This is a genomic window from Xylophilus sp. GOD-11R (assembly GCF_033546935.1).
Taxonomy (GTDB): domain Bacteria; phylum Pseudomonadota; class Gammaproteobacteria; order Burkholderiales; family Burkholderiaceae_C; genus Xylophilus.
In genome coordinates, this window is the sequence record NZ_CP137854.1 from 1,552,540 (window position 1) to 1,574,861 (window position 22,322).

Annotated in this window: 20 protein-coding genes; 15 read left to right on the forward strand and 5 right to left on the reverse strand. The window is 68.3% G+C overall.

Going from position 1 to position 22,322, the window contains the following annotated elements; translation table 11 throughout:
* Positions 1-63: 63 nt before the first annotated feature.
* Positions 64-1,290, reverse strand: coding sequence for a glycosyltransferase (locus tag R9X41_RS07170; RefSeq protein ID WP_318634194.1), 1,227 nt, complete (start codon positions 1,288-1,290; stop codon positions 64-66).
* Between the two features lie 126 nt (positions 1,291-1,416).
* Here R9X41_RS07170 and R9X41_RS07175 point away from each other — a divergent pair, with 126 nt between their 5' ends.
* Together R9X41_RS07175 and R9X41_RS07180 are read left to right on the forward strand one after the other, a co-directional pair.
* Entirely contained in the window at positions 1,417-2,157 is a 741-nt protein-coding gene (locus R9X41_RS07175) for a dienelactone hydrolase family protein (RefSeq protein WP_318634195.1), read from the forward strand.
* Complete coding sequence (locus R9X41_RS07180) at positions 2,154-2,705, forward strand: pseudouridine synthase (RefSeq protein WP_318634196.1); 552 nt, start codon at positions 2,154-2,156, stop codon at positions 2,703-2,705. The genes R9X41_RS07175 and R9X41_RS07180 overlap by 4 nt, the downstream gene beginning before the upstream one ends.
* Positions 2,706-2,709: 4 nt before the next feature.
* Here the strand turns inward: R9X41_RS07180 and R9X41_RS07185 are convergent, their stop codons facing one another.
* Positions 2,710-3,147, reverse strand: coding sequence for a YybH family protein (locus R9X41_RS07185; protein WP_318634197.1), 438 nt, complete (start codon positions 3,145-3,147; stop codon positions 2,710-2,712).
* Positions 3,140-3,829 carry a glutathione S-transferase family protein gene (locus tag R9X41_RS07190; RefSeq protein WP_318634198.1) on the reverse strand — a complete coding sequence of 230 codons (690 nt, stop codon included), beginning with the start codon at positions 3,827-3,829 and terminating at the stop codon, positions 3,140-3,142. Before R9X41_RS07190 ends, R9X41_RS07185 begins: the two co-directional genes overlap by 8 nt.
* A gap of 143 nt (positions 3,830-3,972) precedes the next feature.
* On the opposite strand from R9X41_RS07190, the gene R9X41_RS07195 reads away from it, so the two are divergent.
* The 8 genes from R9X41_RS07195 (at position 3,973) to R9X41_RS07230 (ending at position 11,169) form a co-directional block, all read left to right on the forward strand.
* Positions 3,973-4,347, forward strand: coding sequence for a VOC family protein (locus tag R9X41_RS07195; RefSeq protein WP_318634199.1), 375 nt, complete (start codon positions 3,973-3,975; stop codon positions 4,345-4,347).
* A gap of 9 nt (positions 4,348-4,356) precedes the next feature.
* A complete protein-coding gene (locus R9X41_RS07200; protein ID WP_318634200.1) occupies positions 4,357-5,262 on the forward strand; it encodes a helix-turn-helix domain-containing protein in 906 nt (301 codons plus the stop codon).
* A 126-nt stretch (positions 5,263-5,388) separates the two neighbouring features.
* A complete protein-coding gene (locus R9X41_RS07205) occupies positions 5,389-7,074 on the forward strand; it encodes a thiamine pyrophosphate-dependent enzyme (RefSeq protein ID WP_318634201.1) in 1,686 nt (561 codons plus the stop codon).
* Between the two features lie 57 nt (positions 7,075-7,131).
* The gene (locus R9X41_RS07210; RefSeq protein WP_318634202.1) at positions 7,132-8,130 is read left to right on the forward strand and encodes a TRAP transporter substrate-binding protein; all 999 of its coding nucleotides are present in this window, start codon (positions 7,132-7,134) and stop codon (positions 8,128-8,130) included.
* A gap of 22 nt (positions 8,131-8,152) precedes the next feature.
* Positions 8,153-9,433: a TRAP transporter large permease gene (locus R9X41_RS07215; protein WP_318634203.1), complete on the forward strand. Its 1,281-nt coding sequence runs from the start codon at positions 8,153-8,155 to the stop codon at positions 9,431-9,433.
* Positions 9,430-9,975 (forward strand): TRAP transporter small permease, encoded by a 546-nt coding sequence (locus tag R9X41_RS07220; protein WP_318634204.1) that lies wholly within the window; start codon positions 9,430-9,432, stop codon positions 9,973-9,975. Before R9X41_RS07215 ends, R9X41_RS07220 begins: the two co-directional genes overlap by 4 nt.
* A 33-nt stretch (positions 9,976-10,008) precedes the next feature.
* Complete coding sequence (locus R9X41_RS07225) at positions 10,009-10,332, forward strand: NIPSNAP family protein (protein WP_318634205.1); 324 nt, start codon at positions 10,009-10,011, stop codon at positions 10,330-10,332.
* A 21-nt stretch (positions 10,333-10,353) separates the two neighbouring features.
* A complete protein-coding gene (locus R9X41_RS07230) occupies positions 10,354-11,169 on the forward strand; it encodes an SDR family NAD(P)-dependent oxidoreductase (protein WP_318634206.1) in 816 nt (271 codons plus the stop codon).
* Between the two features lie 25 nt (positions 11,170-11,194).
* Here R9X41_RS07230 and R9X41_RS07235 read toward each other — a convergent pair whose 3' ends face one another.
* Entirely contained in the window at positions 11,195-12,397 is a 1,203-nt protein-coding gene (locus tag R9X41_RS07235; RefSeq protein ID WP_318634207.1) for a GAF domain-containing sensor histidine kinase, read from the reverse strand.
* Between the two features lie 343 nt (positions 12,398-12,740).
* Between R9X41_RS07235 and R9X41_RS07240 the strand changes: the two genes are divergently transcribed.
* From R9X41_RS07240 to R9X41_RS07260, 5 genes are all read left to right on the forward strand, one after another.
* Complete coding sequence (locus R9X41_RS07240) at positions 12,741-13,706, forward strand: ferritin-like domain-containing protein (RefSeq protein WP_318634208.1); 966 nt, start codon at positions 12,741-12,743, stop codon at positions 13,704-13,706.
* Positions 13,706-14,590 carry a ZIP family metal transporter gene (locus R9X41_RS07245; RefSeq protein ID WP_318634209.1) on the forward strand — a complete coding sequence of 295 codons (885 nt, stop codon included), beginning with the start codon at positions 13,706-13,708 and terminating at the stop codon, positions 14,588-14,590. Before R9X41_RS07240 ends, R9X41_RS07245 begins: the two co-directional genes overlap by 1 nt.
* Positions 14,591-14,791: 201 nt before the next feature.
* On the forward strand, positions 14,792-16,888 hold the full coding sequence (locus R9X41_RS07250) for an alpha-1,4-glucan--maltose-1-phosphate maltosyltransferase (protein WP_412556667.1): 2,097 nt from the start codon (positions 14,792-14,794) through the stop codon (positions 16,886-16,888).
* A 41-nt stretch (positions 16,889-16,929) separates the two neighbouring features.
* Positions 16,930-20,277, forward strand: a complete 3,348-nt coding sequence (gene treS / locus R9X41_RS07255; protein WP_318634210.1) for a maltose alpha-D-glucosyltransferase — start codon at positions 16,930-16,932, stop codon at positions 20,275-20,277.
* Between the two features lie 22 nt (positions 20,278-20,299).
* A complete protein-coding gene (locus tag R9X41_RS07260) occupies positions 20,300-21,010 on the forward strand; it encodes a mechanosensitive ion channel family protein (RefSeq protein ID WP_318634211.1) in 711 nt (236 codons plus the stop codon).
* A gap of 158 nt (positions 21,011-21,168) precedes the next feature.
* Here R9X41_RS07260 and R9X41_RS07265 read toward each other — a convergent pair whose 3' ends face one another.
* On the reverse strand, positions 21,169-22,287 hold the full coding sequence (locus tag R9X41_RS07265) for a metallophosphoesterase (protein ID WP_318634212.1): 1,119 nt from the start codon (positions 22,285-22,287) through the stop codon (positions 21,169-21,171).
* Positions 22,288-22,322 lie beyond the last annotated feature (35 nt).

The following is a 22,322-nucleotide window of genomic DNA, read 5'->3' on the forward strand; positions in this document are numbered from 1 at the left end:
GGCCACGACGCCTGCGACGGGCCTGCCAGGATGGGCGGACGGCGACGCGGGCCGGTGCCGCTGTCAGGCTGTTTCGGCGGTGTTGACGATCGCCGGCTTGCGGGCCGCCACCTGGCGCAGCAGGCGCGCGGCGTGGGCGGTGTCGGCATCGGCCCAGGAAAAGTCGTGGTCGGGGTAGTGCCGCATCCAGTCGCGGTAGCGGATCAGCCGCGAATCCACCCCGTGGTAATGCGCGAAGGCCGGGCCGTATTCGGTGTTGGCCGACCAGTGGGTGGCCACCACCGGCACCTGCATCTCCAGGAACTCGCGGATGTTGAGCCCGTAGGCCTCGGCGCGGTGCAACGACAGGTAGACGTCGGCCATGCGCTGGAACTGCGCCTGCTGGCGGTCGGAAAAGTCCTGCCGCACCAGCCGCACGTTGCCGGCGCCGCCCACCATCTCGTGCAGCTCGCGCTCCACGATGCGGGTCGCTTCCGAGCAGCGCAGCTTGATCAGCAGCACATGGTTGGGGCAGTCGCCGAAGGCCTGCTGCCAGGCTTTCACGTGCGCCCACGGATTCTTGCGCTCCGGGCAGACCTTGATGTCCATGATGGCCAGCCCGAGGAACGCGTCCGGCGGCACGCCGAAGGCCGCGCGGTCGGCGGCGGTGAGGTGGGGGTCGACCTCGACGTGGTGCGGCACCACGTGGACCGGCAAGGCGCCGGCCGAGCGGATCGCGGCGGCCGAGAATTCCGAAGGCGTCCAGATCTCGTCGACCAGTTCCAGCGCGAAATGCCAGTCGCGCGGGAACAGGTCGTTCTCCCAGGCCCACATGCCGGTGCGGTGGGCACGCGCCAGTTGCTCGGGGGCAAACAGGCGCAAGGCACGGCGCAGCCGGCGCGGCTGGCAGAGCAGGTAGAGGCGCGACACCGGCAGCCTCAGGTGGCGGCCGTCCTGCACCGATGCGCCGGGCGCCGGCGGCGTGAGGCTCACCAGGATCAGCCCCGGGTGCCGTACCCGCAGCCGCGCGGCTTCGGAGGCCGCCGCGCGCGACAGCCCGGTCTTGCCGCCGAAATCGCCGACCGCCACCACGCAGCCCTCGTCTTCGGCCAGCAGCGCCTGTCCGTCGTCGCGCCTGTAGGGCCGCAGCACCCGCGTGTTCAGCGCGGACAGTCGCCAGCGGTGCAGCCGCTCGACCAGCCGCGCGAGCGTGCGGCGCACGCTCCAGCGGCGCATCGACAGCGGAAAACTCTCAAAGGCCGAGGGCTCGATCGGGACGGGGGACAGAGGACGGAAATCGGGCAGGGACATTCGGCGAAGGGACGGGACGGCGTCGCACGGGAGCGGTGGGCATTATCGCCAGGGGGGTGTTCCACCCCGCGGGAAGCCGTCGTCCCCGCGGGGGTATGGCGTTCGGAGCGCACTAGACTTTGCCGCATGCCCGACACCTCCATCACCATCCGCACCCGCGACGGCGACTGCCCCGCGCACTTCCTTACCCCGGCGGACGAAGGCCGCTGGCCGGCCGTCGTCTTCTTCGGCGACGCCGGCGGCATGCGGCCGGCGATGGTCGCCATGGCGCGTCGCCTGGCCGATGCCGGCTACGCCGTGCTGCTGCCCGATCCGTTCTACCGATTCGGCCCCTACGAGCCACTGGTGCCCGTCGAGGTGTTCGCCGGCGACGTGGCGGCCATCCTGGGGCCGCTGATGGCGACCTCGGGCAACCCGCGCGCGGCCGAGGACACGCCGGCCTTCCTGGCCTGGCTCGACGCCCACGAGCAGGTCGATGCCGCCCGCCTCGGCGCGGTGGGTTTCTGCATGGGCAGCGGCATGGCGCTCACGGCGGCCGGCACGGTGCCAAGCCGCTTCGCCGCGGTGGCGAGCTTTCACGGCGGCCATCTGGCCACCGACGACGAGGCCAGCCCGCACCTGCTTGCCGACAGACTGCAGGCCGAGGTCTACATCGCCGCCGCCGACCAGGACGCGAGCTACCCGCCCGCCATGGCCGAACGGCTGGAAAACGCGCTCGCCGAGGCCGGGGTGGACTGCACCTCCGAAACCTATGTCGGCGCGGCCCATGGCTGGATGGTGCTCGACTTCCCCGTGTACGACCCGGTCGCGGCCGAGCACGGCTGGCGGGCGATGCTGGCCCTCTTCGAGCGCCGGCTGCGCGGATGACGCCTCGCCTGATCTGCTTCAACAAGCCCTACGGCGTGCTCAGCCAGTTCACGCCGGAAGGCCGCTGGCAGGGGCTCAAGGGCTACATCGACCTGCCGGGCGTCTACGTGGCCGGCCGGCTGGATGCGGACAGTGAAGGCCTGCTGCTGCTGACCGATGACGGGCCGCTGCAGGCGCGCATCTCCAGCCCGCGTTTCAAGATGGAGAAGACCTACTGGGTGCAGGTGGAGGGCGTGCCGGACGCCGCTGCGCTCGAAACATTGCGGCGCGGCGTGTCGCTCAAGGACGGTATGACGCTGCCAGCGCGCGCCCGTCTGCTCGAGCCTGCGCCCGCGCTGTGGGAGCGCGATCCGCCGATCCGCCAGCGCCAGTCGATTCCCACCGCCTGGCTGGAGCTGGTGATCCGCGAAGGCCGCAACCGGCAGGTGCGGCGCATGACGGCGGCGGTCGGCTTTCCGACGCTGCGCCTGGTGCGCGCGGCGATCGGCCCCTATGCGCTGGGCGACCTGGCGCCCGGCCGCTGGCGCGAGGCGGCACCGCCCGCCTGACCGCTCAAGGCTTCAGGTCGAGCGCCGCCCGCCCGCTTCCGTCCATTCGCATCGGGTAGGAGCCGTGCTCGTGCACGACGCGCCAGCCGACGGGCTCGCGGCGCAGCACCACGGTGCGACGGTTCCAGATGTCGACCGGCCCGCTGTCCTTCTTGGTGCCACGCATGCGGCTCAGGCCGTGCACCACGGCCAGGTCGCCGTCGACCATCACCACCGGGTCGGCCATCTGCACGGTGACGCCGTTCTCCCAGGTGGCGAACCAGGCGTTCAGGCCCCGGTCGTCACGCGCGGCCGCGCCGCGGTATTCGAGCGGCGGCGGCAGGTCGTAGACCACCGCGTCGTCGGCGATGGCCGCATGCACGGCGGCGGCGTCGCCCCGGGCGATGGCGGCTTCCTGCTCGCGGAGCAGGGCGAGGATGGTCTGGACATCGCTATCAGGCATCGTGCTTCTCCTTCTGGTCGTATCGCATGTCGGCCATCGAGTGCTGGCAGATCTCCGCGCGTTGCTCCTGCACCGCGCGCCGGTAGGCCGGCCGATCCAGGCAGCGGTGCTGGTAGGCGGCGAGCGCAGGAAAATCGTCGAGCAGCTGCAGCCCGCGTGCGATCTTGAGTACCGAAGCCAGCATCAGGTCGGCCACGGTGAAGGTTTCGCCGACGAGATAGCTGCGGCCGGTCAGCGCCTGCTGCGTCTGTTCGAGCCGCTGGCGGGCGGCGGCCACCACCAGCGGGCGGCGCTGCGCCTTGGCGGCTTCGTCCTGCAGGAAGTATTCGACCTCGGCGACGTTCATCAGAGAGGGCTCGACCGAGTTGAGCGCCGCGATCACCCAGCCCACCACCAGGCTGCGCTCGGCGCCCTCGGGCGGCAGGAGCCTGCCGGCGCGGGTGGCCACGTCGATCACGATGGCACCGCTCTCGAACATCGGCGGCCGGTCGTCCTCCAGCAGGCAGGGCACCTGAGCGAAGGGCTGCAGCAGGCGGTAGGCCGGCGAGGCCATGGTCGGCGCGTCGAGCAGGCGCACCCGGTAGGGCCAGCCGACTTCCTGCAGGATCCAGCGCACGCGGTGGTCGCGCACATTGCCTGCCGCGAAGGCCGGCGCCCACTTCATGGCGGTCACGGTGATCATGTCGATGCCTCCAGTCCTGCCGGGAGCGGCATGCTACGAAGCCGGCGGCCAGGAGGGGTTACAGGCCGTTTTTCGTCCCCCGGACCGCGTGGCGCGCGACAATGCCGGCCGGCCTACCGCTCCCCCTTTCGGAAAATCCACGCATGCTGGACGCCACTTTCATCCTCTACGTGAGCGACCTCGACCGGAGCACACGGTTCTACGCGCAGCTGCTCCAGCGCTCGCCGGTGCCCTTCGAGCCGACCTTCGTGATGTTCTTCCTCGAATCGGGCGCGCGCCTGGGGCTGGTGGCGCGCGAGACGGTGGAAGACTCGCCCGCCATGACCTCGCAGGGCTTCGAACTCGATTTTCCGGTGGGCGACAACGCCGACGTCGACCGGCTGCACGACGAATGGGCAGGCCTGGGCGCGGTCATCGTCCGACCGCCGCACGACATGCCCTTCGCCTACAACTTCCTGGCCGCCGACCCCGACGGCCACCGGCTGCGGGTGTTCTGCCGGCGCGTGGCCGGTTCCTGAGGCGGGGCCGTGTCCGAGCTGACCGAGTTCGAGTTTCCAACCTTCCAGCGCTCGGCCTTCAGCGGCCCGGAGAGCGAGTTCTATTTCGACCTGGTGCGGCTGGAGGGCCGGCCGGACATCCCGCGCGGCTTTCCGCACCGCCACGACTATTACCACCTGCTGTGGATGAGCGAGGCCGCCGGCAGCCACATGCTGGATTTCGAGCATTACGAGGCGCGCGCCAACGCGGTCTTCTTCGTGTCGCCCGGGCAACTGCACGCCTGGGAGTCGACCGTGCGGCCCAAGGGCTTCGTGGTCAATTTCAGCACCGAGTTCTTCGTGCAGATGTTCCCTCGCGCCGAGGAGATCGCGCAGTACCCGTTCTTCCACATCGCCTCCAACTCGCCGGTGCTCTACCTCGACCAGGCCCAGCACGACGCGCTGCTGCCGATCCTGCTGGAGATGGAAAAGGAGATGCTCGGCCGCGCCGAGGCGCACCTGGACATCGTGCGGGCCTACCTGCTGGTGCTGCTGAGCCGCCTGCGCCGGCTCTATCCGCGCCCGGCCGACGACGGCGCGCCGGCGCACAGCCATTCGCTGACCAAGCGCTTCTGCCTGCTGATCGACCGCCACTACCTCGAATTCGGCCCGCTGCGCGACTACGCCGAGCGGCTCTTCGTCACCGAGCGCCAGCTCAACGACGCGGTCAAGCGCACGCTCGGCAAGACCGCCGGCCAGTTGGTGCAGGACCGGCTGGTGCTGGAGGCCAAGCGCCTGCTGAGCAACACCGACATGGGCATCGCCGAGATCGCCTTCCAGCTGCGTTTCGAGGACCACGCCTACTTCGGCCGTTTCTTCAAGAAGCACACGCGGCTCACGCCCGGCGAGTTTCGCAAGCGCTACTGCGGCGCCGTGCCGCGGCCGTCCCTCGCGTAAGCCCCTAGCCCGCGCCGCGAAAAAGTACCACGACGGATCGCATTCGTCCTAACGCCTGCGGGGGGTCGGCTCCTAGAGTTCCAGCCATCCCGAAACCTCCGCCCCTGGTGGGCACGACGGCAGGCGATGAGCGAACTTCCCAAACTCCGCACCGGCGGCCAGCTGGTGGTCGACGCACTGCTGGCGCAGGGCACCGACACCGTCTTCTGCGTGCCGGGCGAAAGCCACCTGGAGGTGCTCAACGCGCTGCACGCCCATCGCGAGGCGATGCGCCTGGTGGTCTGCCGCCACGAGGCCGGCGCGGCGTTCATGGCCGAAGCCCGGGGCAAGCTCGACGGCCGCCCCGGCGTCTGCCTGGTGTCGCGCGGGCCGGGTGCGGCCAACGCCAGCATCGGGGTGCACACGGCATTTCAGGATTCGACGCCGATGATCCTGCTCATCGGCCAGGTCGGCCGCGACGTGGCCGAGCGCGAGGCGTTCCAGGAGATCGACTACCGCCGCATGTTCGGCCCGCTCTGCAAATGGGTGGCGCAGATCGATGAGGCCAGCCGGGTGTCCGAGTTCCTGGCCCGCGCGTATTCGGTGGCGATGTCCGGCCGCCCCGGGCCGGTGGTGCTGGCGCTGCCCGAAGACATGCTCACCGACTCCGCCTTTGCGCTGACCGTGCCGCGCGTGGAAGTGGCGCGGGCGCATCCGGCGCCGTCGGCCATGGCGCACTTGCGCGAGCTGCTGGCCCAGGCAAGCCGGCCCTTGCTGCTGCTCGGCGGGCCGGGCTGGGGCGCGGCCGGGCGTGACGCGATCCGCCGTTTCGCCGAGGCCAACGACCTGCCGGTGGCCTGCACCTTTCGCCGGCAGGATCTGTTCGCCCACCGCCACCGGCTGTTCGTCGGCGAGCTGGGGCACGCGGTCGACCCGGCGCTGGCCCGGGCGGTGCACGCGGCCGACCTGCTGATCGCCGTCGGCACCCGGCTGGGCGAGGTGGTGACCAGCGGCTACACCCTGGTCGAAGTACCGATGCCCCGCCAGCGGCTGGTGCACGTGCTGCCCTGCGCCGACGAGCTGGGCCGGGTCTACCAGCCGGCGTTGAAGGTGCTGAGCGATCCCGATCCTTTCGCAGAGGCCGCCGCCGCGCTGGCGCCGGTCGACGGCGCCGGCTGGTGCGAATGGCACGGCCGCCTGCGCGACGGCTTCGCCCGGCACCAGGCGGTACCTGCGCGCAATCTGCCGCTGGATCCGGCGCGGGTGATTCGCACGCTCGGCGAGCAACTGGCGCCGGACGCGGTCATCGCCAGCGGCGCCGGCAACTACGCCACCTGGGCGCAGCGCCACTTCCCGTTCGGCGAGACGAACACCCAGCTCGCGCCCACCAGCGGCGCCATGGGCTACGGCGTGCCGGCGGCCATCGCGGCCAAGCTGCGGCATCCGGCGCGGCAGGTGGTCTGCCTGGCCGGTGACGGCTGTTTTCTGATGAGCGCACAGGAGCTCGCCACCGCCGTGGCGCACCGCCTGGCCATCGTGTTCCTGGTGTTCAACAACGGCATGTACGGAGCGGTCCGCATGCGCCAGGAACTCGACTACCCCGGGCGGCCGATCGGCACCGAACTTTGCAATCCGGACTTCGTCGCCTATGCCGTGTCTTTTGGCCTGCAGGCCGAACGGGTGGGGCGCGACGAGGAATTCGCTCCCGCCCTGCGGCGCGCGCTCTCGGCGCCCGGGCCGTCGCTGATCGAGCTGCTGATCGACACCGACATCGCCGCCGCCGGTATCGACGCCGACGCCCGGCACGAGCCCGCGCAGCGCGCGGCAGCCTGAACGCCGCCGCAAGCGCCACACGCCACAACGATTTCGTCAACCAGGAGACAAAAAACCATGAAAGCCACCGTCCACACCCGCCGCTTCGTCGGCTCCGCATTCGCCGCGCTCGCCTGCCTGAGTGCTTTCGGCACCGCCCAGGCCGCGACCACGCTCAAGTTCGCCCACTTCGCCGCCGACACCCATCCGGCGCACATCGCGGCGCTGCAGTTCAAGAAGAACGTGGAGCAGCGCACCAACGGCGAGGTGCGCATCGAGCTCTATCCGTCCAACCAGCTCGGCTCGCCGCCGGACCAGCTGGAGCAGACGACGATGGGCGTGATCGACATGAACCTGCCGACGCAGGGCGGCCTCGACAAGTACGAGAAAGCCTTCGCCACCGTCATGACGCCTTACGCCTTTTCCAGCGCGGCGCAGGCGCACAAGGTGCTCGACGGCCCGTTCCACGACTGGGTGGCGCCCCGGCTGGAGAAGAAGGGGCTGGTGCTGCTGTCGACCTGGGAATACGGCTTTCGGCACGTGACCAACAACAAGCGCGCCATCAACAGCCCCGACGACATGAAGGGCCTGAAGCTGCGCACGCCGCCCGAGCTGCAGATCATCGCGGCGCTGGAAGCCACCGGCGCCACCACCACGCAGATCGCCCTGCCCGAGCTGCCCGCCGCGCTCAACCAGGGCGTGGTCGACGGCCAGGAGAACCCGATCAGCGTCATCTACCACTTCAAGCTCCACGAGGTGCAGAAACACATGGCGCTGACCGGCCACGTCTACAACAGCATGACCCACGTGGTGAGCCAGTCGAGCTGGAAGAAGCTCAAGCCCGCCGAACAGGCGGTGCTGCGCGAAGAGAGCCGCTCGGCAGCGCTGCTGATGCGCAAGCTGGTGGCCGACCAGGAAGCGTCGGAGCTGGCCAAGATCCAGGCCGCCGGCGTGGCGGTCACCCGGCCCGACATTGCCAAGTTCCGCGCCCTGATGGGCCCTGCGCACAAGCGCGTGGCCGATTACGCGGGGCAGGAGAACATGAAGACCTTCATGGGCATGCTGGCGGCCAACTGAAGGCGCGGGCAGGACACACACCATGCAGGCATTCCTGGTTCTCGGAGGGCTGCTCGCCCTCATTCTGTTCGGCGTGCCGGTCGCGATGGCGATCGGCGCGACGGCCATCGGCGCCTACATCCTCGCGGGCGAACCACAGGCCCTCACGATGATCGCGCAGCGCATGTTCGCGGCCTCCTCGGGCTTCACCATGCTGGCGATTCCGTTCTTCATCCTGGCCGGCTCGCTGATGAACACCGGCGGCATCACCGACCGCATCTTCCGTTTCGCCCATGCGCTGGTCGGCCATTTCACCGGCGGGCTGGCGCAGGTCAACGTGGTCGGCAGCCTGATCTTCTCTGGCATGTCGGGCACCGCAGTGGCGGACGCCGCCGGCATGGGGCAGGTGGAGATCAAGGCCATGAACGACGCCGGCTTCGAGCCGAAGTTCTCGGCCGCCGTCACCGCCGCCTCGGCCACCATCGGCCCGGTGTTCCCGCCGAGCGTGCCGATGGTGATCTTCGGCGGCCTCACCGGCGTGTCGGTGGTGCAGCTGTTCATCGCCGGCATCGTGCCCGGGCTGCTGCTGACGTTCGCGCTGATGGCCGCGGTGTGGTTCGTGTCGCGCAAGCGCCGCTACCCGGTGGAACGCCGCGCCAGCCTGGCCGAACTGCGGGCCTCGTTCGCGGGCGCGTTCCTGCCGATGATGGCGCCGGTCATCATCATCGGCGGCCTGGTCTCGGGGCTTTTCACGCCGACCGAGGGGGGCGTGGTCGCGGTGCTGTACTGCCTGGGGCTCGGCATGTTCGTCTACAAGGAAATCAAGCTCGGCGACCTGCCGGCGGTGTTCTGGAACGCCATCCTGCACAGCGTGCGGGTGCTTTTCATCATCGCGGCGGCGGGCTACCTCACCTGGTTTCTGGTGCACAAGCGCATACCCGACGCCATGATCCAGGGCGTGATGTCCATCACCGCGGTGCCATGGGAAGTCATCCTGCTGATCATCGCGGTGCTGGTCGCCATCGGCCTGTTCCTGGAAGGCGTGGCGGTCATCATCCTGACGGTGCCGATCTTCATGCCGATCGTGAACCAGATCGGCATGGACCCGGTGCAGTTCGGCATGCTGATGGTGATGTGCTCGATGATCGGCCTGCTCACGCCGCCGGTCGGCATTCTGCTGTTCGCGGTGAGCAGCGTCTCGGGGGTGAAGGTCGGGGCGATCGTCTCCGAGCTCTGGCCGCTGCTCATCGCGATCTTCGTCGTGACGCTCATGGTGGCCTTCTGGCCCGCCGTCTCCCTGTGGTTGCCGAGGGCCATGCTGTGAATTCCACCCATCCCCTGATGCGCCTCGAGCGCCAGTTCGGCCGCCTCCTGCGCGGCTTCTCCATCGCCTGCCTGGTGGCCATCACGCTGCTGCTGGTGGTCAACATCGCCAGCCGCGCGACCGGCCTGTTCGCCATGAACTGGTTCGACGAGGTGATCGCCACGCTGTTCGCCTGGCTGGTGTTCATCGGCGCCTGTGCGTTGTGGCGCGAGCGTGAGCATTTCTCGATCAACCTGCTCGGCGAAGCGCTGGCCGGCAGCCGCTTGAGCGGGCTGCACCAGTTGGCCGTGGCCCTGCTCGGCCTGTTGTTCGCGGCGGTGCTGATGTATTACGGCGCGCTCTTCGTGGAGCGCACCGGCGCCACCACGCCGGTGCTGGAGCTGCCGCAGTCGTGGGTCTATGCCTGCATGCCGGTGGCCGGGCTGGTGATGACCGGCTACGCGCTGCGCGACGTCTGGGTCGCGGTGCGCGACCTGCTCGCCGGGCGGACCGATGCCGTCGGCACCGAGGTCATGGCCCCGCCGCCGGTCGAGACCCACTGAACCTTTTCGATTCACTTCACTTCCGCCACGCCCATGCTCTACGACCTGCGCACCTACACCTGCCGTCCCGGCACCATCCGCAAGCACCTGGCGCTGTACGCCGAGAAAGGCTTCGACACCCAGCGGCGCCACCTCGGGGAGCCGCTCGCCTACCTGCAGACCGAAACCGGCGACGTCAACAGCTATGTCCATATCTGGGCCTTCGCCGATGCGGCGGACCGTGCGGCCCGGCGCGCGGCGCTGGCCGCCGATCCCGAATGGGCGCGCTACCTCACCGCCAGCGCCGATGCGGCCTACCTGGTGTCGCAGACCAACCGGCTGATGATTCCCGCGCCGTTCTTCAAGCCCGGCGCCTGAGCCGATCACCCTTCGATCACCATGCAAGACTACCGACGACTTTTCGATCTTTCCGGCCGGACCGCCGTGGTGCTGGGCGCCGCTTCCGGCATCGGCCAGGCCTCGGCCCACGCGCTCGGCTCGCTCGGCGCGCACGTGGTGTGCGCCGACCGCGACGCCGAGGGCTGCCGGGCCACCGCCGACGACATCAACGGCAGTGGCCAGGGCAGCGCCGAATGGCGCGCGACCGACGCGGCCAGCGGCGAGGACATCGCGGCCCTGGCCGAGCACGCGCTGGCTTCGCGCGGCCGCGTCGACATCGCGGTGTCGACGCCGGCGCTCAACATCCGCAAGCTGATCGTCGACTACACCGAGGAGGAGTACGACCGCGTGGCCAACCTCAACCTGCGCGGCGCCTTCCACTTTTTGCGGGCCTTCGGCCGTCCGATGATGCGGCAGGGCGCCGGCAGCCTGGTGCTGTGCTCGTCGATGCGCGCCGTCACCCTGGAGCCGGGCCTGGGCATCTACGCGGCCACCAAGGCCGGCATCGCGCAGATGGTCAAGGGCTTCGCGGCCGAGGTCGGCAGCTACGGCGTGCGGGTCAACGCGATCATGCCGAGCATCATCGAGACCCGGCTCACCGCGCCGCTGAAGGAGCGGCGCGACATCTACGACACCTACGCCGCGCACACCGTGTTCAACCGCTGGGGTCAGCCCTCGGAGGTCGGTTCGGCGGTGGCCTTCCTGGCGTCCGACGCGGCCAGCTACATCAGTGGCAGTTCGTTGTCGGTGGATGGCGGCTGGACGGCGATCGACGGGCCGCCGACCGGGCTGACGCAAACGCGGCCGTCGAGCTGAGCACTCGCCGCGCGGCAGAGCCTTTTCAGCCGGCGACCACGGGCAGCCGCACCTCGAACACGGTGCCTTCCTCGGCCGAGGAGCGCGCCTGGATCGAGCCGCCGTGCGCCCGCACGATCTCGCGGCAGATGTAGAGCCCCAGGCCCAGCCCGCCGCCCGGCCGGCTGGTGGCCGGCCGCCAGTAGGGCTGGAAGATCTTTTCCAGCGTGTCGGCCGGAATCACCGCGCCGCCGTTGGCCACCCACAGCACCACGTCGCCGCCCTCGGTGTGGGCCGACACCACGATGGGTTCGTCCGGCGAGCCGTGCGCCAGCGCGTTGCCGAGCAGGTTCGACAGCAACTGCTGCAGCCGGCCACGGTCGCCGTTGACCCTGCAGCCCACGTCCATAAGCTTGAGGCGGATGTCGCGGTCGGGATGGGCCTGCACCAGTTCGTCCACCACGTCGCACCAGGCCTGCGACACATCGTCGATGCGCTCGCGGTCCAGGCCGATGCCGTTGCCGAGCCGGGTGCGGGCCAGGTCGAGCACGTCGTCGATCAGGCCGGACATGCGGCGCGCGGTGCGCCGCAGCCGCTCGCCGATGCGCAACAGGTCGGGATCGCCGCCGCGCCGCAACAGCAGTTCGCCGGCGCCGGCCACCGCGGAAACCGGATTGCGCAGGTCGTGGCCGAGCACCGCGATGAACTGCTCGCGCAGTTGCGACGTCTCGCGCTCGCAGGCCAATGCTTCGGACGACGCCTTCTGGCTGTCTTCCAGGTGCAGTTGCGCCGCGATGACTTCGGCGAAGAGCTTGAACATGTCGAGGGTGCGGGCGTCGGACACCACGTTGGGCGCCGGATCGATCGCGCACAGGTTGCCGAAGTAGGTGCCGTCGGGCAGCACGATCGGCACCGACACATAGCTCTCGATGCCGTAAATGCGCGGGGTGTGGTGCGCGGCGAAAACCGGGTCGGTGCTGGCGTGGTCGAAGGCGATCGGCTTGCGCGCGGCGCGGGCCTCGACGCACAGCGTGGTGTTTACCTCCAGCTGCCCGCCGACCGGCAAGCCGAAGGCGATGTCGTCCTGTACCGCGCAGGCCGTCCAGGTGCCGTCGGTTACCCGGGCGACGGCGGCGAAGCGCATGCCGGTGTGCTGGCAGACGATCTTGAGCAGCGCCGGCACGGTGCTGACGCGGCCCACGGCTGCGACGTCACGGGCGATCTCCGCCGGGTCATCCGTCAATTCCATTCCCGTGATTCCCGAAGCTGAGGCATGGCCGGATTTTGCCCCCTGGCGCTCAAAGGGACTGGCCATGCGAGCCCGACCGGCGTTTCCGAGGGGTCGTGTCCGGGCGGTCGGTAACGTCAGCCGGGTTTACGAGGACATCCGAAAGCGCCGGTCGACGCGGCGTCTTCGCCTACAGGATGCTGGCATCCAAGCGTTGGGTCGCGACGTACTCCTCTACATGAGGATGCGATGCGCCAGGTGAGCCGTAGCGCTGCGGAGAACTTGCTGCATTCCTTCTCGACATCCGGACCGCCCGCCGGTCCGGCCCCCTTGCTGTCAGGTTCACCCATTTCTGGAGAAACCCATGATCGACTTTCCCGATTCGCCCCTGTCCATGCTGAAGCGCCGTTCCGACAAACTGAAGGAACGCAGGATGTTCTTTCGCAAGTCCAGCGGGTTCGCGGCAGGCGTTGCCGGCGGCATGATTCTTACGGCCTGCGGAGGGAGCAATGATTCCGTCGTCGCGGCGGAGGGGCCGACCGATCCGGAGATCCTGAACTTCGCGCTGAACCTCGAATACCTCGAAGCGCAGTTCTATCTCTATGCCACCACCGGCGCGGGACTGCCGGATTCGGCAACGACCGGTGTCGGCACGCGCGGCACGGTCACTCCGGGCGCGGCGGTACCGTTCAGCGATCCGCTGGTTGCTGCCTACGCCAAGGAAATCGCGGCCGACGAACTGGCCCACGTGTTGTTCCTGCGGTCGGCGCTCGGTGCGTCGGCCGTCGCCATGCCCAGCATCGACATCGGCGGCACCAGCCCCAACAGTGCCTTCTCCAAGGCGGCCCAGGCGGCCGGGCTGGCACCGGCGGGCACGGCTTTCAACCCGTATGCCGACGACATTTCCTTCCTGCTCGGCGCCTTCATCTTCGAAGACGTCGGTGTCACCGCCTACAAGGGCGCGTCGCCACTGATCTCCAACAAGACCTACCTGGAGGCCGCCGCCGGCATCCTGGCCGCCGAGGCGTACCACGCCGGACTGGTCCGCACGGTGCTGTATTCGAAGGGTGTGGATGCTCAGGCGGCGGCCGGCAAGATCTCGGACGCGCGTGATTCGCTCGACGGTTCCAGCGACGTCGACCAGGGCATCGCCGCCGGCGCGAACGGTGCCTCCAACATCGTGCCGCTCGACCCCAACGGCATCGCCTACAGCCGCACCCCGGGCGATGTGCTCAACATCGTCTACCTGAACCCGGGTGCGGCCAATAGCGGCGGCTTCTTCCCGGCCGGCCTCAACGGCAGCCTGGTCCTCAGCAGCGCTTTCGCCTGATGAGCGCCGGAGCCCAGGCGCTGCTGTCCCGGCGGGGCTTCGGCCTCGCGGTCGTCCTGCTGGCGGCCGGCCTTGCGGTCGCCCGTCTGTTCGACGGTCCGGTGCTGCTGGACGAGCGCATGCGGGGCGCGCTGCTGGGCGGGATGATGGCGGCAGGGGCGACCGCCCTCGGCACGATTCCGGTGTTGTTGTCGCAGCGCTTTTCACAACGCGCGCACGACACCATGCTCGGCTTCGGCGCTGGCGTGATGCTGGCGGCGAGCGCTTTCTCGCTGGTGATCCCGGCCATCGCCGCAGCCCGGTCGCAGGGCGCCGGGCCGTGGGCCGCTGGCGGCGTCGTCGGCAGCGGCATCCTGCTCGGCGGCCTGCTGCTGATGCTGATCGACCGGGCCGTGCCGCACGAGCACTTCTTCAAGGGACACGAAGGTCCGCAGTCCCGGGCGCTCAAGCGTGCCTGGCTGTTCGTGCTGGCGATCACGCTGCACAACCTGCCGGAAGGCCTGGCGATCGGGGTCGGCTTCGCAGGTGCGGACGAGGTCGGCGCCCGGGCGCTGGCTGCCGGCATTTCCATTCAGGACGTGCCGGAAGGCATGGTCGTCGCGCTGGCCCTGCGCGGCGTCGGCTACGGGCGCTGGACCTCGGCCGGGCTGGGCGTGCTGTCGGGCCTGATCGAACCGTTGGCCGCGGTGCTGGGCGTCGCGCTCATCGGCATGTCGGCCGGGCTGCTGCCCTGGGGGCTGGCGCTGGCCGCCGGTGCGATGCTGTTCGTGATCAGCCACGAGATCATTCCGGAATCGCACCGCAAGGGGCACGAAGCCTTCGCCACCGGCGGGTTGATGCTGGGCTTCGTGATCATGATGCTGCTGGATACGGCGCTCGGCTGAGCGGCGGCTACCGCCCGCGGTGGCTCGGACCACCCATGGTGGAAAAAAAGCCCCGCCCAGCGGGGCTTTACGTCGCGGGCGGAAGCGGCGGAGAACGGTGCCGAGGCGCAGCGGCGGGGCGTCGGTTTTTATACATATGGATGCACCGCCTCCCGGCTCTGCCGCCAACACTCGACCAGCTTCCACTGCGAGCCCGAAACGATGCCCAAATCCGCCGATCCGACCAAAGTTGTCACGAAACCGGCCAAGGCCGCCTCGACCCGAAAGAAGGTCGTCGCCGCCGTCACCCCGGACGTTCCCGCGACCATCGCGCCCGCGCCCGACACCTCTGACATGCCGGCAGAAGGCAGGACCCACGCAGTGGTCGACGCGGTGTTGCCCTCGGTCGACGGCGGCCGTTTCGCAGCGAAGTGCGTGGCGGGCGAGCCGCTGCACGTGGAGGCGCACTGCTTCACCGACGGCCACGACATGATCCGCGTGATGCTGCAGTGGCGACCCGAGGCGAGCGCGGAATTCACCGAAGTGCCGATGACGCTGCTCTACAACGACATCTGGCAGGCGTCGTTCCTGCCGGCCGAGCCGGGTCGCTACTACTACACGGTGGTGGCGTGGGTAGATGGTTTCACCTCCTGGCGTCACGAGCTGATGCGGCGGGTGGAGGAGTCCGACATCCGCATCGCGCTGCGCGTCGGTGCCGTCTCGCTGGCGGCGGCCGCCAAGCGCGCCGAGGGCGAGGACCGCGCCGCGCTGGAGCGCCGCGCCGAGGAGCTGGAGCGCAGCGCCGCCGACGCCGGCCTGGACGGCCCGCACCTCAAGGCCCTGGCGCTCGATCCCGCGCTCGCCGAGCTGGCCGGGCGTTATCCGGACCGCCGTTTCCAGACCCGCTTCGCCGCCGAACTGCCGCTGGTGGCCGACCGGGCACGGGCCCGTTTCAGCAGCTGGTACGAGCTGTTTCCCCGCTCGGCCGGCCAGCAGCCGGGCGTGCACGGCACCTTCCGCGACGTGGAAGCGCGGCTGCCGGCGGTGGCGGCCATGGGCTTCGACGTGCTGTACTTTCCGCCGATCCACCCGGTGGGCCGCATCCAGCGCAAGGGCAAGAACAACGTGCTGGTCACCGAAGACGGCGATGTCGGCAGCCCCTGGGCGATTGGCTCGACCGAAGGCGGGCACAAATCGATATTGCCGGCGCTCGGCACGCTGGAAGACTTCCGCCGGCTGGTCGACGCGGCCAAGGGCCACGGCCTGGAGATCGCGCTCGACATGGCTTTCCAGTGCGCGCCCGACCACCCCTATGTGAAGGAGCATCCGGACTGGTTCCGCTGGCGGCCGGACGGCACGGTGCAGTACGCCGAGAACCCGCCGAAGAAGTACCAGGACATCTATCCCTTCAACTTCGAGTGCGAGGACTGGCGCGGCCTGTGGACCGAGCTGCGCAGCGTGTTCCTCTACTGGATCGAGCAGGGCGTGCGCATCTTCCGGGTCGACAACCCGCACACCAAGGCCTTCCCCTTCTGGGAATGGGCGATCACCACCATCAAGCGCGACCACCCGGACGTGATCTTCCTGGCGGAAGCCTTCACCCGGCCGAAGGTGATGCACCGGCTGGCCAAGCTCGGCTATTCGCAGTCCTATACCTACTTCACCTGGCGCAACAGCCGGGCCGAGCTGGAGGAGTACTTCACCGAGCTGTCGCAGGGCCCGGGCTACGACTACTTTCGCCCGAACGTGTGGCCGAACACGCCGGACATCCTGCATGCCCAGCTGCAGTCCGGCCTGCCCGGCATGTTCCGCCTGCGCCTGGTGCTGGCCGCGACGCTGGCTGCGAGCTACGGCATCTACGGGCCGGCCTACGAGCTGATGGAATACCTGCCGCGCGGGCCGGGCAGCGAGGAATACCTCGATTCCGAGAAATACCAGCTGCGCAGCTGGGACCACAGCCGCCCGGACAGCCTGGCGCCGTTCATCGCGCTGCTCAACCGCATCCGCAAGGAGAACCCGGCGCTGCAGGACAACCGCAGCCTGCGTTTCCTTTCCTGCGAGAACGACCAGATCATTGCCTATACCAAGCGCTCGGCCGACGGTGCCAACCGGCTGCTCACCGTGGTCAACCTCGACCCGGAGCATGCGCAGTACGGCTGGATCGGCCTCAAGCCGGAGGCGCTGGGCCTGGACCCGTCGCGGCCCTACACGGTGCACGACTTGCTGAGCGACCAGCGCTTCAGCTGGCAGGGCGAATTCAACTACGTGCTGCTCGACCCGAATCGCGCACCGGCCCACGTCTTTCTGGTCAGTCAGTAAGCCTTGGCCGCCAAGCAAATTTTTAGAAGAACAGCTTGTCCATGAACGCACCTACCCCCTCCCTCGCGCTCGAAACCCCGGCGATCGACACGAGCAACGATCCGCAGTGGTACCGCGACGCGGTGATCTACCAACTCAACGTCAAGGCCTTCTTCGACTCCAACAACGACGGCGTGGGCGACTTCAAGGGCGTGACCTCCAAGCTCGACTACGTGAAGGACCTGGGCGTCAACACCATCTGGCTGATGCCGTTCTATCCCTCGCCGCTGCGCGACGACGGCTACGACATCTCGGAGTACGAGGATGTGAACCCGCAGTACGGCACGCTCGACGACTTTCGCGAGATGCTCGACGCCGCCCACGCGCGCGGCCTGCGGGTGATCACCGAGCTGGTCATCAACCACACCTCCGACCAGCACCCCTGGTTCAAGGCCGCGCGCCAGGCGCCCCCGGGCTCGCCCGAGCGCAACTTCTACGTGTGGAACGACACACCCGACATCTACCAGGGCACGCGGATCATCTTCACCGACACCGAAACGTCCAACTGGACCTGGGACCCGGTGGCCAAGCAGTATTTCTGGCACCGCTTCTTCAGCCACCAGCCCGACCTGAATTTCGACAACCCGGCGGTGCTGGAGGCGATCTTCAAGACCATGCGCTTCTGGCTCGACATGGGCGTGGACGGCTTCCGGCTCGACGCGATTCCCTACCTGGTCGAGCGCGACGGCACCAGCAACGAGAACCTGCCGGAGACGCACGCGGTGATCAAGCTGCTGCGCGCGGCGATCGATGCCGAATACAAGGACCGCTTTCTGCTCGCCGAGGCCAACATGTGGCCCGAGGACGTGCGCGAATATTTCGGCAACGGCGACGAATGCCACATGGCCTACCACTTCCCGCTGATGCCGCGGATGTACATGGCCATCGCCCAGGAAGACCGCGACCCCATCGTCGAAATCATGCAGCAGACCCCGGAGATTCCGGATGGCTGCCAGTGGGCGATCTTCCTGCGCAACCATGACGAACTCACGCTCGAGATGGTCACCAGCCGCGAGCGCGACTACATGTACCGCATGTACGCAGCCGACCCGCGCGCCCGCATCAACCTGGGCATCCGGCGCCGGCTCGCGCCGCTGATGGAGAACGACACCGACCGCATCAAGCTGATGAACAGCATGCTGCTGTCCATGCCCGGCTCGCCGATCATCTATTACGGCGACGAGATCGGCATGGGCGACAACTTCTTCGTCGGCGACCGCAACGGCGTGCGAACGCCGATGCAGTGGAGCCCCGACCGCAACGCTGGCTTTTCGCGCTGCGAGCCCCAACGGCTCTACCTGCAGCCGATCATGGACGCGATGTACGGCTACGAGGCGCTCAACGTCGAGACGCAATCGCGCGAGTCGAGTTCGCTGCTCAACTGGACCAAGCGCATGCTGTCGGTGCGCAAGACCAGCCGCGCCTTCGGTCGGGGCCGGCGCACTTTTCTCAAGCCCGGCAACCGCAAGATCCTGGCCTATCTCAGCGAGCACGAGGGCGACGTGATCCTGTCGGTGTTCAACCTCTCGTCGGCCGCGCAGCCGGTGGAGCTGGACCTGGCGCAGTTCAAGGGCAGCGTGCCGGTCGAGATGCTGGGCCGGGTGTCGTTTCCCCCGATCGCTGCCGATCGCCCCTATGTGCTGACCCTGCCGTCGCACGGCTTCTACTGGTTCCGCCTGGTCGCCGACGCCGGCACGCTGGACGGCGTGCCCACCGAAGTGCTGCTGCAGGACCGGCCGGTGCTGGTGCTCTTCGACGGCTGGACCAGCTTCTTCCGCGATCGGGTCATGCCCTGGCGCATCGGCATGGCCGAGCGCATGCGACTGCAGTTCGAAACCGACACCCTTCCGCGTTTCATCGAAACCCAGCGCTGGTACGCCGACAAGGGCACCACCGTCGAACGCGCCCGCCTGCTCGACCAGGCCGTGTGGGAAGAGGGCGGCCAGAGCTGGATGCTGCCACTGCTGGAGCTCGACGGCCCGCAGCAGATGTCGACCTACTTCGCGCCGCTGGCCCTGGCCTGGGAAGACGCCGACGAGGACGGCCTGAAGGCCATTTCGGCCGGCGCCGTCGCCAAGGTGCGGCAGCAGGCCAACGTGGGCCTGATGGCCGACGCCTTCTACGACGAAGCCTTCTGCCGCGCGCTGGTGCAGGCCATCGGCGATGGCAAGGAGCTCGCCACCGCGCACGGCCGGCTGTTCTTCCGGCCGACGGCGGTGTTCGCGTCGCTCACCGGCAGCGACGTTTCCGAGATGCAGGTCACCCCGCCGAGCGCGCAGAGCAGCAATACCGTGGTGACGCTGGGCGAGTCGCTCTTTCTCAAGTGCTACCGGCGGCTGCGCACCGGGCTCAACCCGGAGCTGGAGGTCGGCCGTTTCCTCACCGAAGTGGCGAAGTACCCCAACTGCGTGCCGGTGGCCGGCGCCCTGGAATACGTCGGCACCAACGGCGCCACGCTCACCCTGGCGCTCGTGCAGTCGTATGTGCCCAACCAGGGCGACGGCTGGGAATACGCGCTGGGTTACCTGGAGCGTTATCTCGAAGGCATGCGCACCCTGGAAGCCGAGCAGCTGCCGGACGTGCACGGCGGTTTTCTGGAGCTCATGTCCACCCTGGGCGAGCGCACCGCCGAACTGCACCTGGCCCTGGCCCAACGCACCGGCGATGCCGCCTTCGACCCGGTGCCGACCACCGCCGACGACGTGCGTGCCTGGCGCGAGCGGGCGGCGGCCGAGTCACGCGAAACGCTGGCGCTGCTGTCGCAGAAAATCGGCCTGCTGCCGCCGGAGAGCCAGGAAGCCGCGCGCCGGCTGCTGGCCGATACGGCGGTGGTGCCGGACCGCATCATGTCCTGCGGCAACGAGGGCGATGGCGGGCTGAAGACGCGCTTTCACGGCGACTACCACCTGGGGCAGGTGCTGGTGTCACGCAACGATTTCGTCATCATCGATTTCGAGGGCGAACCGGCGCGCAGCTTCGAGGAGCGGCGCGAGAAGGCATCGCCGTTGCGCGACGTCGCCGGCATGGTGCGGTCGTTCAACTACGCGCGCTGGACCGCGCTGCGCCGGGTGGCCAAGACGCCGGACGAAGTCGCCAAGCTCGAACCGCTGGCGCAGGACTGGGAGGCGCAGACCCGGCAGGCTTTTCTCGATGCGTATGTGAAGCGCAGTGCCGTGAAGGGCCAGCCGGCGCCTTCGCTTGACTCGCCGTGCGGGCTGTTCGCCTTGTTCGAACTGGAGAAGGCAATGTACGAACTGCGCTACGAACTCAACAACCGGACCGACTGGGTGCAGGTGCCGCTGCAGGGCATCTTGTCCCTGACCGGTGCTGCCGCCGCTTCGGCGACCTGAACGAACCGCGAGAAGAAACACCATGGAAAATTTCGGTCTTCACCTGGAATCCAGCCGGGCGCTGCTGCTCGCGGTTCTGGCTTATCTGCCGCGGCTGCTGATCGCGGCGGTGGTCATCGTCGTCGGGTGGCTGCTTGCCAAGGCGCTGCGGTTTGCGATTACCAAAGCCTTGCGGGCCATCAACTTTCCGGTGCTGACCGAGCGGTCGGGGCTGGACAACTTTTTGCAGCAAGGCGGGATGGCGGGGGACACCACCACGGTGTTCGGGGTGCTGGCCTATTGGCTGACCATTCTTGCTTCGTTGCTGATCGCGTTCAACGAGTTGGGGCTGACCTATGTCACCGATCTGTTGAGCCGGGTGGTCTGGTTCGTACCCAACGTGTTCGTGGCCTTGCTGGTGTTGGCGTTCGGGTCTTACTTTGCGCGGTTCATGCGGGATACGGTGCAGAGCTATTGCCGCAGCGTGAAGCTGCAGGATGCTGCTCTTTTGGGGAAGCTGGCGCAGTACGCGATTCTGGCGTTCGTGGTTTTGATTGCACTTGACCAGATCAAGGTGGGGGGCGACATCGTTCGCCAGAGTTTCTTGATTCTTCTGGGGGGCGTGGTGTTTGCGGTTGCGTTGGCTTTCGGGTTGGGGGGCAAGGATTGGGCGCAGGAACGGATCGAGCAGTGGTGGCCTCGGCGGATGAAGGATCCGGTGGTGCCTCCCGCCAAGGAGGAGCGGAAGCTCTAGGTTGCTTGATCGGCCGCTTGGTGTGCTCGGTCTTTTTCTTCTACCGGACGTAGGGCTCCACCCTGCGTTCAGTAGAAGAAAAAAAGCCGAGACGAAGCCCGCTCCGCAACAGTAAACCCGGGCCGTGCCTCGAAAGACGAGCAGGACCAACCAGCGACCTACCGCTTCCGAACCAACGTAATCCGAGTCAACTCGGACTCTTGCCCAAGGCGAACCGCGAACCCCGGCCAAAGCGCTGTCCCGTTATTCACATAAAGCGACATCCCCCCAACCGAATAAAGCCCGGAAACGAACCCCTCGTTGAACCGAGCCAACAACAGATGCAGCCCGGAAATCATCCCCCCATGGGTATGACCAGACAACTGCAAAGCCACCCCCTTGGCAGCCGCCGCCCGCGCCATCCGCGGCTGATGGTCCAGCAACACCACCGGCACCCCAGCCGGCGCCCCGGCCAATGCCAAGCCGAGATCAGGCCCCGGCAATCCCGCCCGAGGCGCGGAAAAATCGGTGACCCCGGCCAGCACCAGCCGGTCGCCGCCCCGCTCCAGCACCGCATGCGCATTGGCCAACGGCTTCATTCCCAAAGAGACGAAGTGATCCATCCACGCCTGGTACCCGAAGAAGTACTCATGATTGCCAGGAATCACATACACCCCGTCCGGCGCTAGCAAGTCACCCAGCGGCGCCACGTCGTGCAGACGGTTCTCGACGGACCCGTCGATCAGATCCCCTGTGACCACGATCAGATCCACCCCCAGCCGATTGGATGCATCGACCACCGCCCGCGCCCAGGGCTCCTCGAACAGTCGGCTGATGTGCAGGTCGGTCAGCTGCAGCAGGCGGTAGCCCTCGAAGGACGCAGGCAGTGCGGGAATGGCGATCTCGACGTCCTTCACCGGCGGCACCCGCAGCGCCTGGCTCACGCCGAAAGCCGACAAGCCCAGCGCGGCCACGCCGAGCACGTAGCGAACACCGACCGGAATGCCCACCCGGTGCCGCTGCACCGCCATCACCACCAGCGTGGCGACGTCGGCGAACAATTGGAAGACGGTCAGCAACAGCAGCGCACCGAAGCCCCAGTTGAAGGCCATGACCAGCGCTCGCGGCATTTCCGGCGAGAAGGGGCTGCCGGACGACAGCCGGGCGAACAGATGGTATTGCGAGGCCAGCAACACCAGCACCATCGCGGCGACCTTCGCGGCCGGGAGCCAGGGCAGGGGCCAGAGAAAGCGGCCGATGACATAGAGGCCCGGCAGGCTGAAGATCAGATGAAGCATCGAGGCAGAAAATAGGGAATGAGGGGACGCGCGCC

Bases quoted from the DNA above. Each gene is read 5' to 3' on its own strand.
- R9X41_RS07195 (WP_318634199.1), top strand. From the start codon at position 3,973: ATGCTGGACGCCACTTTCATCCTCTACGTGAGCGACCTCGACCGGAGC.
- R9X41_RS07225 (WP_318634205.1), top strand. From the start codon at position 10,009: ATGCTCTACGACCTGCGCACCTACACCTGCCGTCCCGGCACCATCCGC.
- R9X41_RS07250 (WP_412556667.1), top strand. From the start codon at position 14,792: ATGCCCAAATCCGCCGATCCGACCAAAGTTGTCACGAAACCGGCCAAG.
- R9X41_RS07235 (WP_318634207.1), bottom strand. From the start codon at position 12,397: ATGGAATTGACGGATGACCCGGCGGAGATCGCCCGTGACGTCGCAGCC.
- R9X41_RS07230 (WP_318634206.1), top strand. From the start codon at position 10,354: ATGCAAGACTACCGACGACTTTTCGATCTTTCCGGCCGGACCGCCGTG.
- R9X41_RS07265 (WP_318634212.1), bottom strand. From the start codon at position 22,287: ATGCTTCATCTGATCTTCAGCCTGCCGGGCCTCTATGTCATCGGCCGC.
- R9X41_RS07215 (WP_318634203.1), top strand. From the start codon at position 8,153: ATGCAGGCATTCCTGGTTCTCGGAGGGCTGCTCGCCCTCATTCTGTTC.
- R9X41_RS07205 (WP_318634201.1), top strand. From the start codon at position 5,389: ATGAGCGAACTTCCCAAACTCCGCACCGGCGGCCAGCTGGTGGTCGAC.
- R9X41_RS07185 (WP_318634197.1), bottom strand. From the start codon at position 3,147: ATGCCTGATAGCGATGTCCAGACCATCCTCGCCCTGCTCCGCGAGCAG.
- R9X41_RS07170 (WP_318634194.1), bottom strand. From the start codon at position 1,290: ATGTCCCTGCCCGATTTCCGTCCTCTGTCCCCCGTCCCGATCGAGCCC.
- R9X41_RS07260 (WP_318634211.1), top strand. From the start codon at position 20,300: ATGGAAAATTTCGGTCTTCACCTGGAATCCAGCCGGGCGCTGCTGCTC.
- treS (WP_318634210.1), top strand. From the start codon at position 16,930: ATGAACGCACCTACCCCCTCCCTCGCGCTCGAAACCCCGGCGATCGAC.
- R9X41_RS07180 (WP_318634196.1), top strand. From the start codon at position 2,154: ATGACGCCTCGCCTGATCTGCTTCAACAAGCCCTACGGCGTGCTCAGC.
- R9X41_RS07175 (WP_318634195.1), top strand. From the start codon at position 1,417: ATGCCCGACACCTCCATCACCATCCGCACCCGCGACGGCGACTGCCCC.
- R9X41_RS07210 (WP_318634202.1), top strand. From the start codon at position 7,132: ATGAAAGCCACCGTCCACACCCGCCGCTTCGTCGGCTCCGCATTCGCC.
- R9X41_RS07190 (WP_318634198.1), bottom strand. From the start codon at position 3,829: ATGATCACCGTGACCGCCATGAAGTGGGCGCCGGCCTTCGCGGCAGGC.
- R9X41_RS07240 (WP_318634208.1), top strand. From the start codon at position 12,741: ATGATCGACTTTCCCGATTCGCCCCTGTCCATGCTGAAGCGCCGTTCC.
- R9X41_RS07245 (WP_318634209.1), top strand. From the start codon at position 13,706: ATGAGCGCCGGAGCCCAGGCGCTGCTGTCCCGGCGGGGCTTCGGCCTC.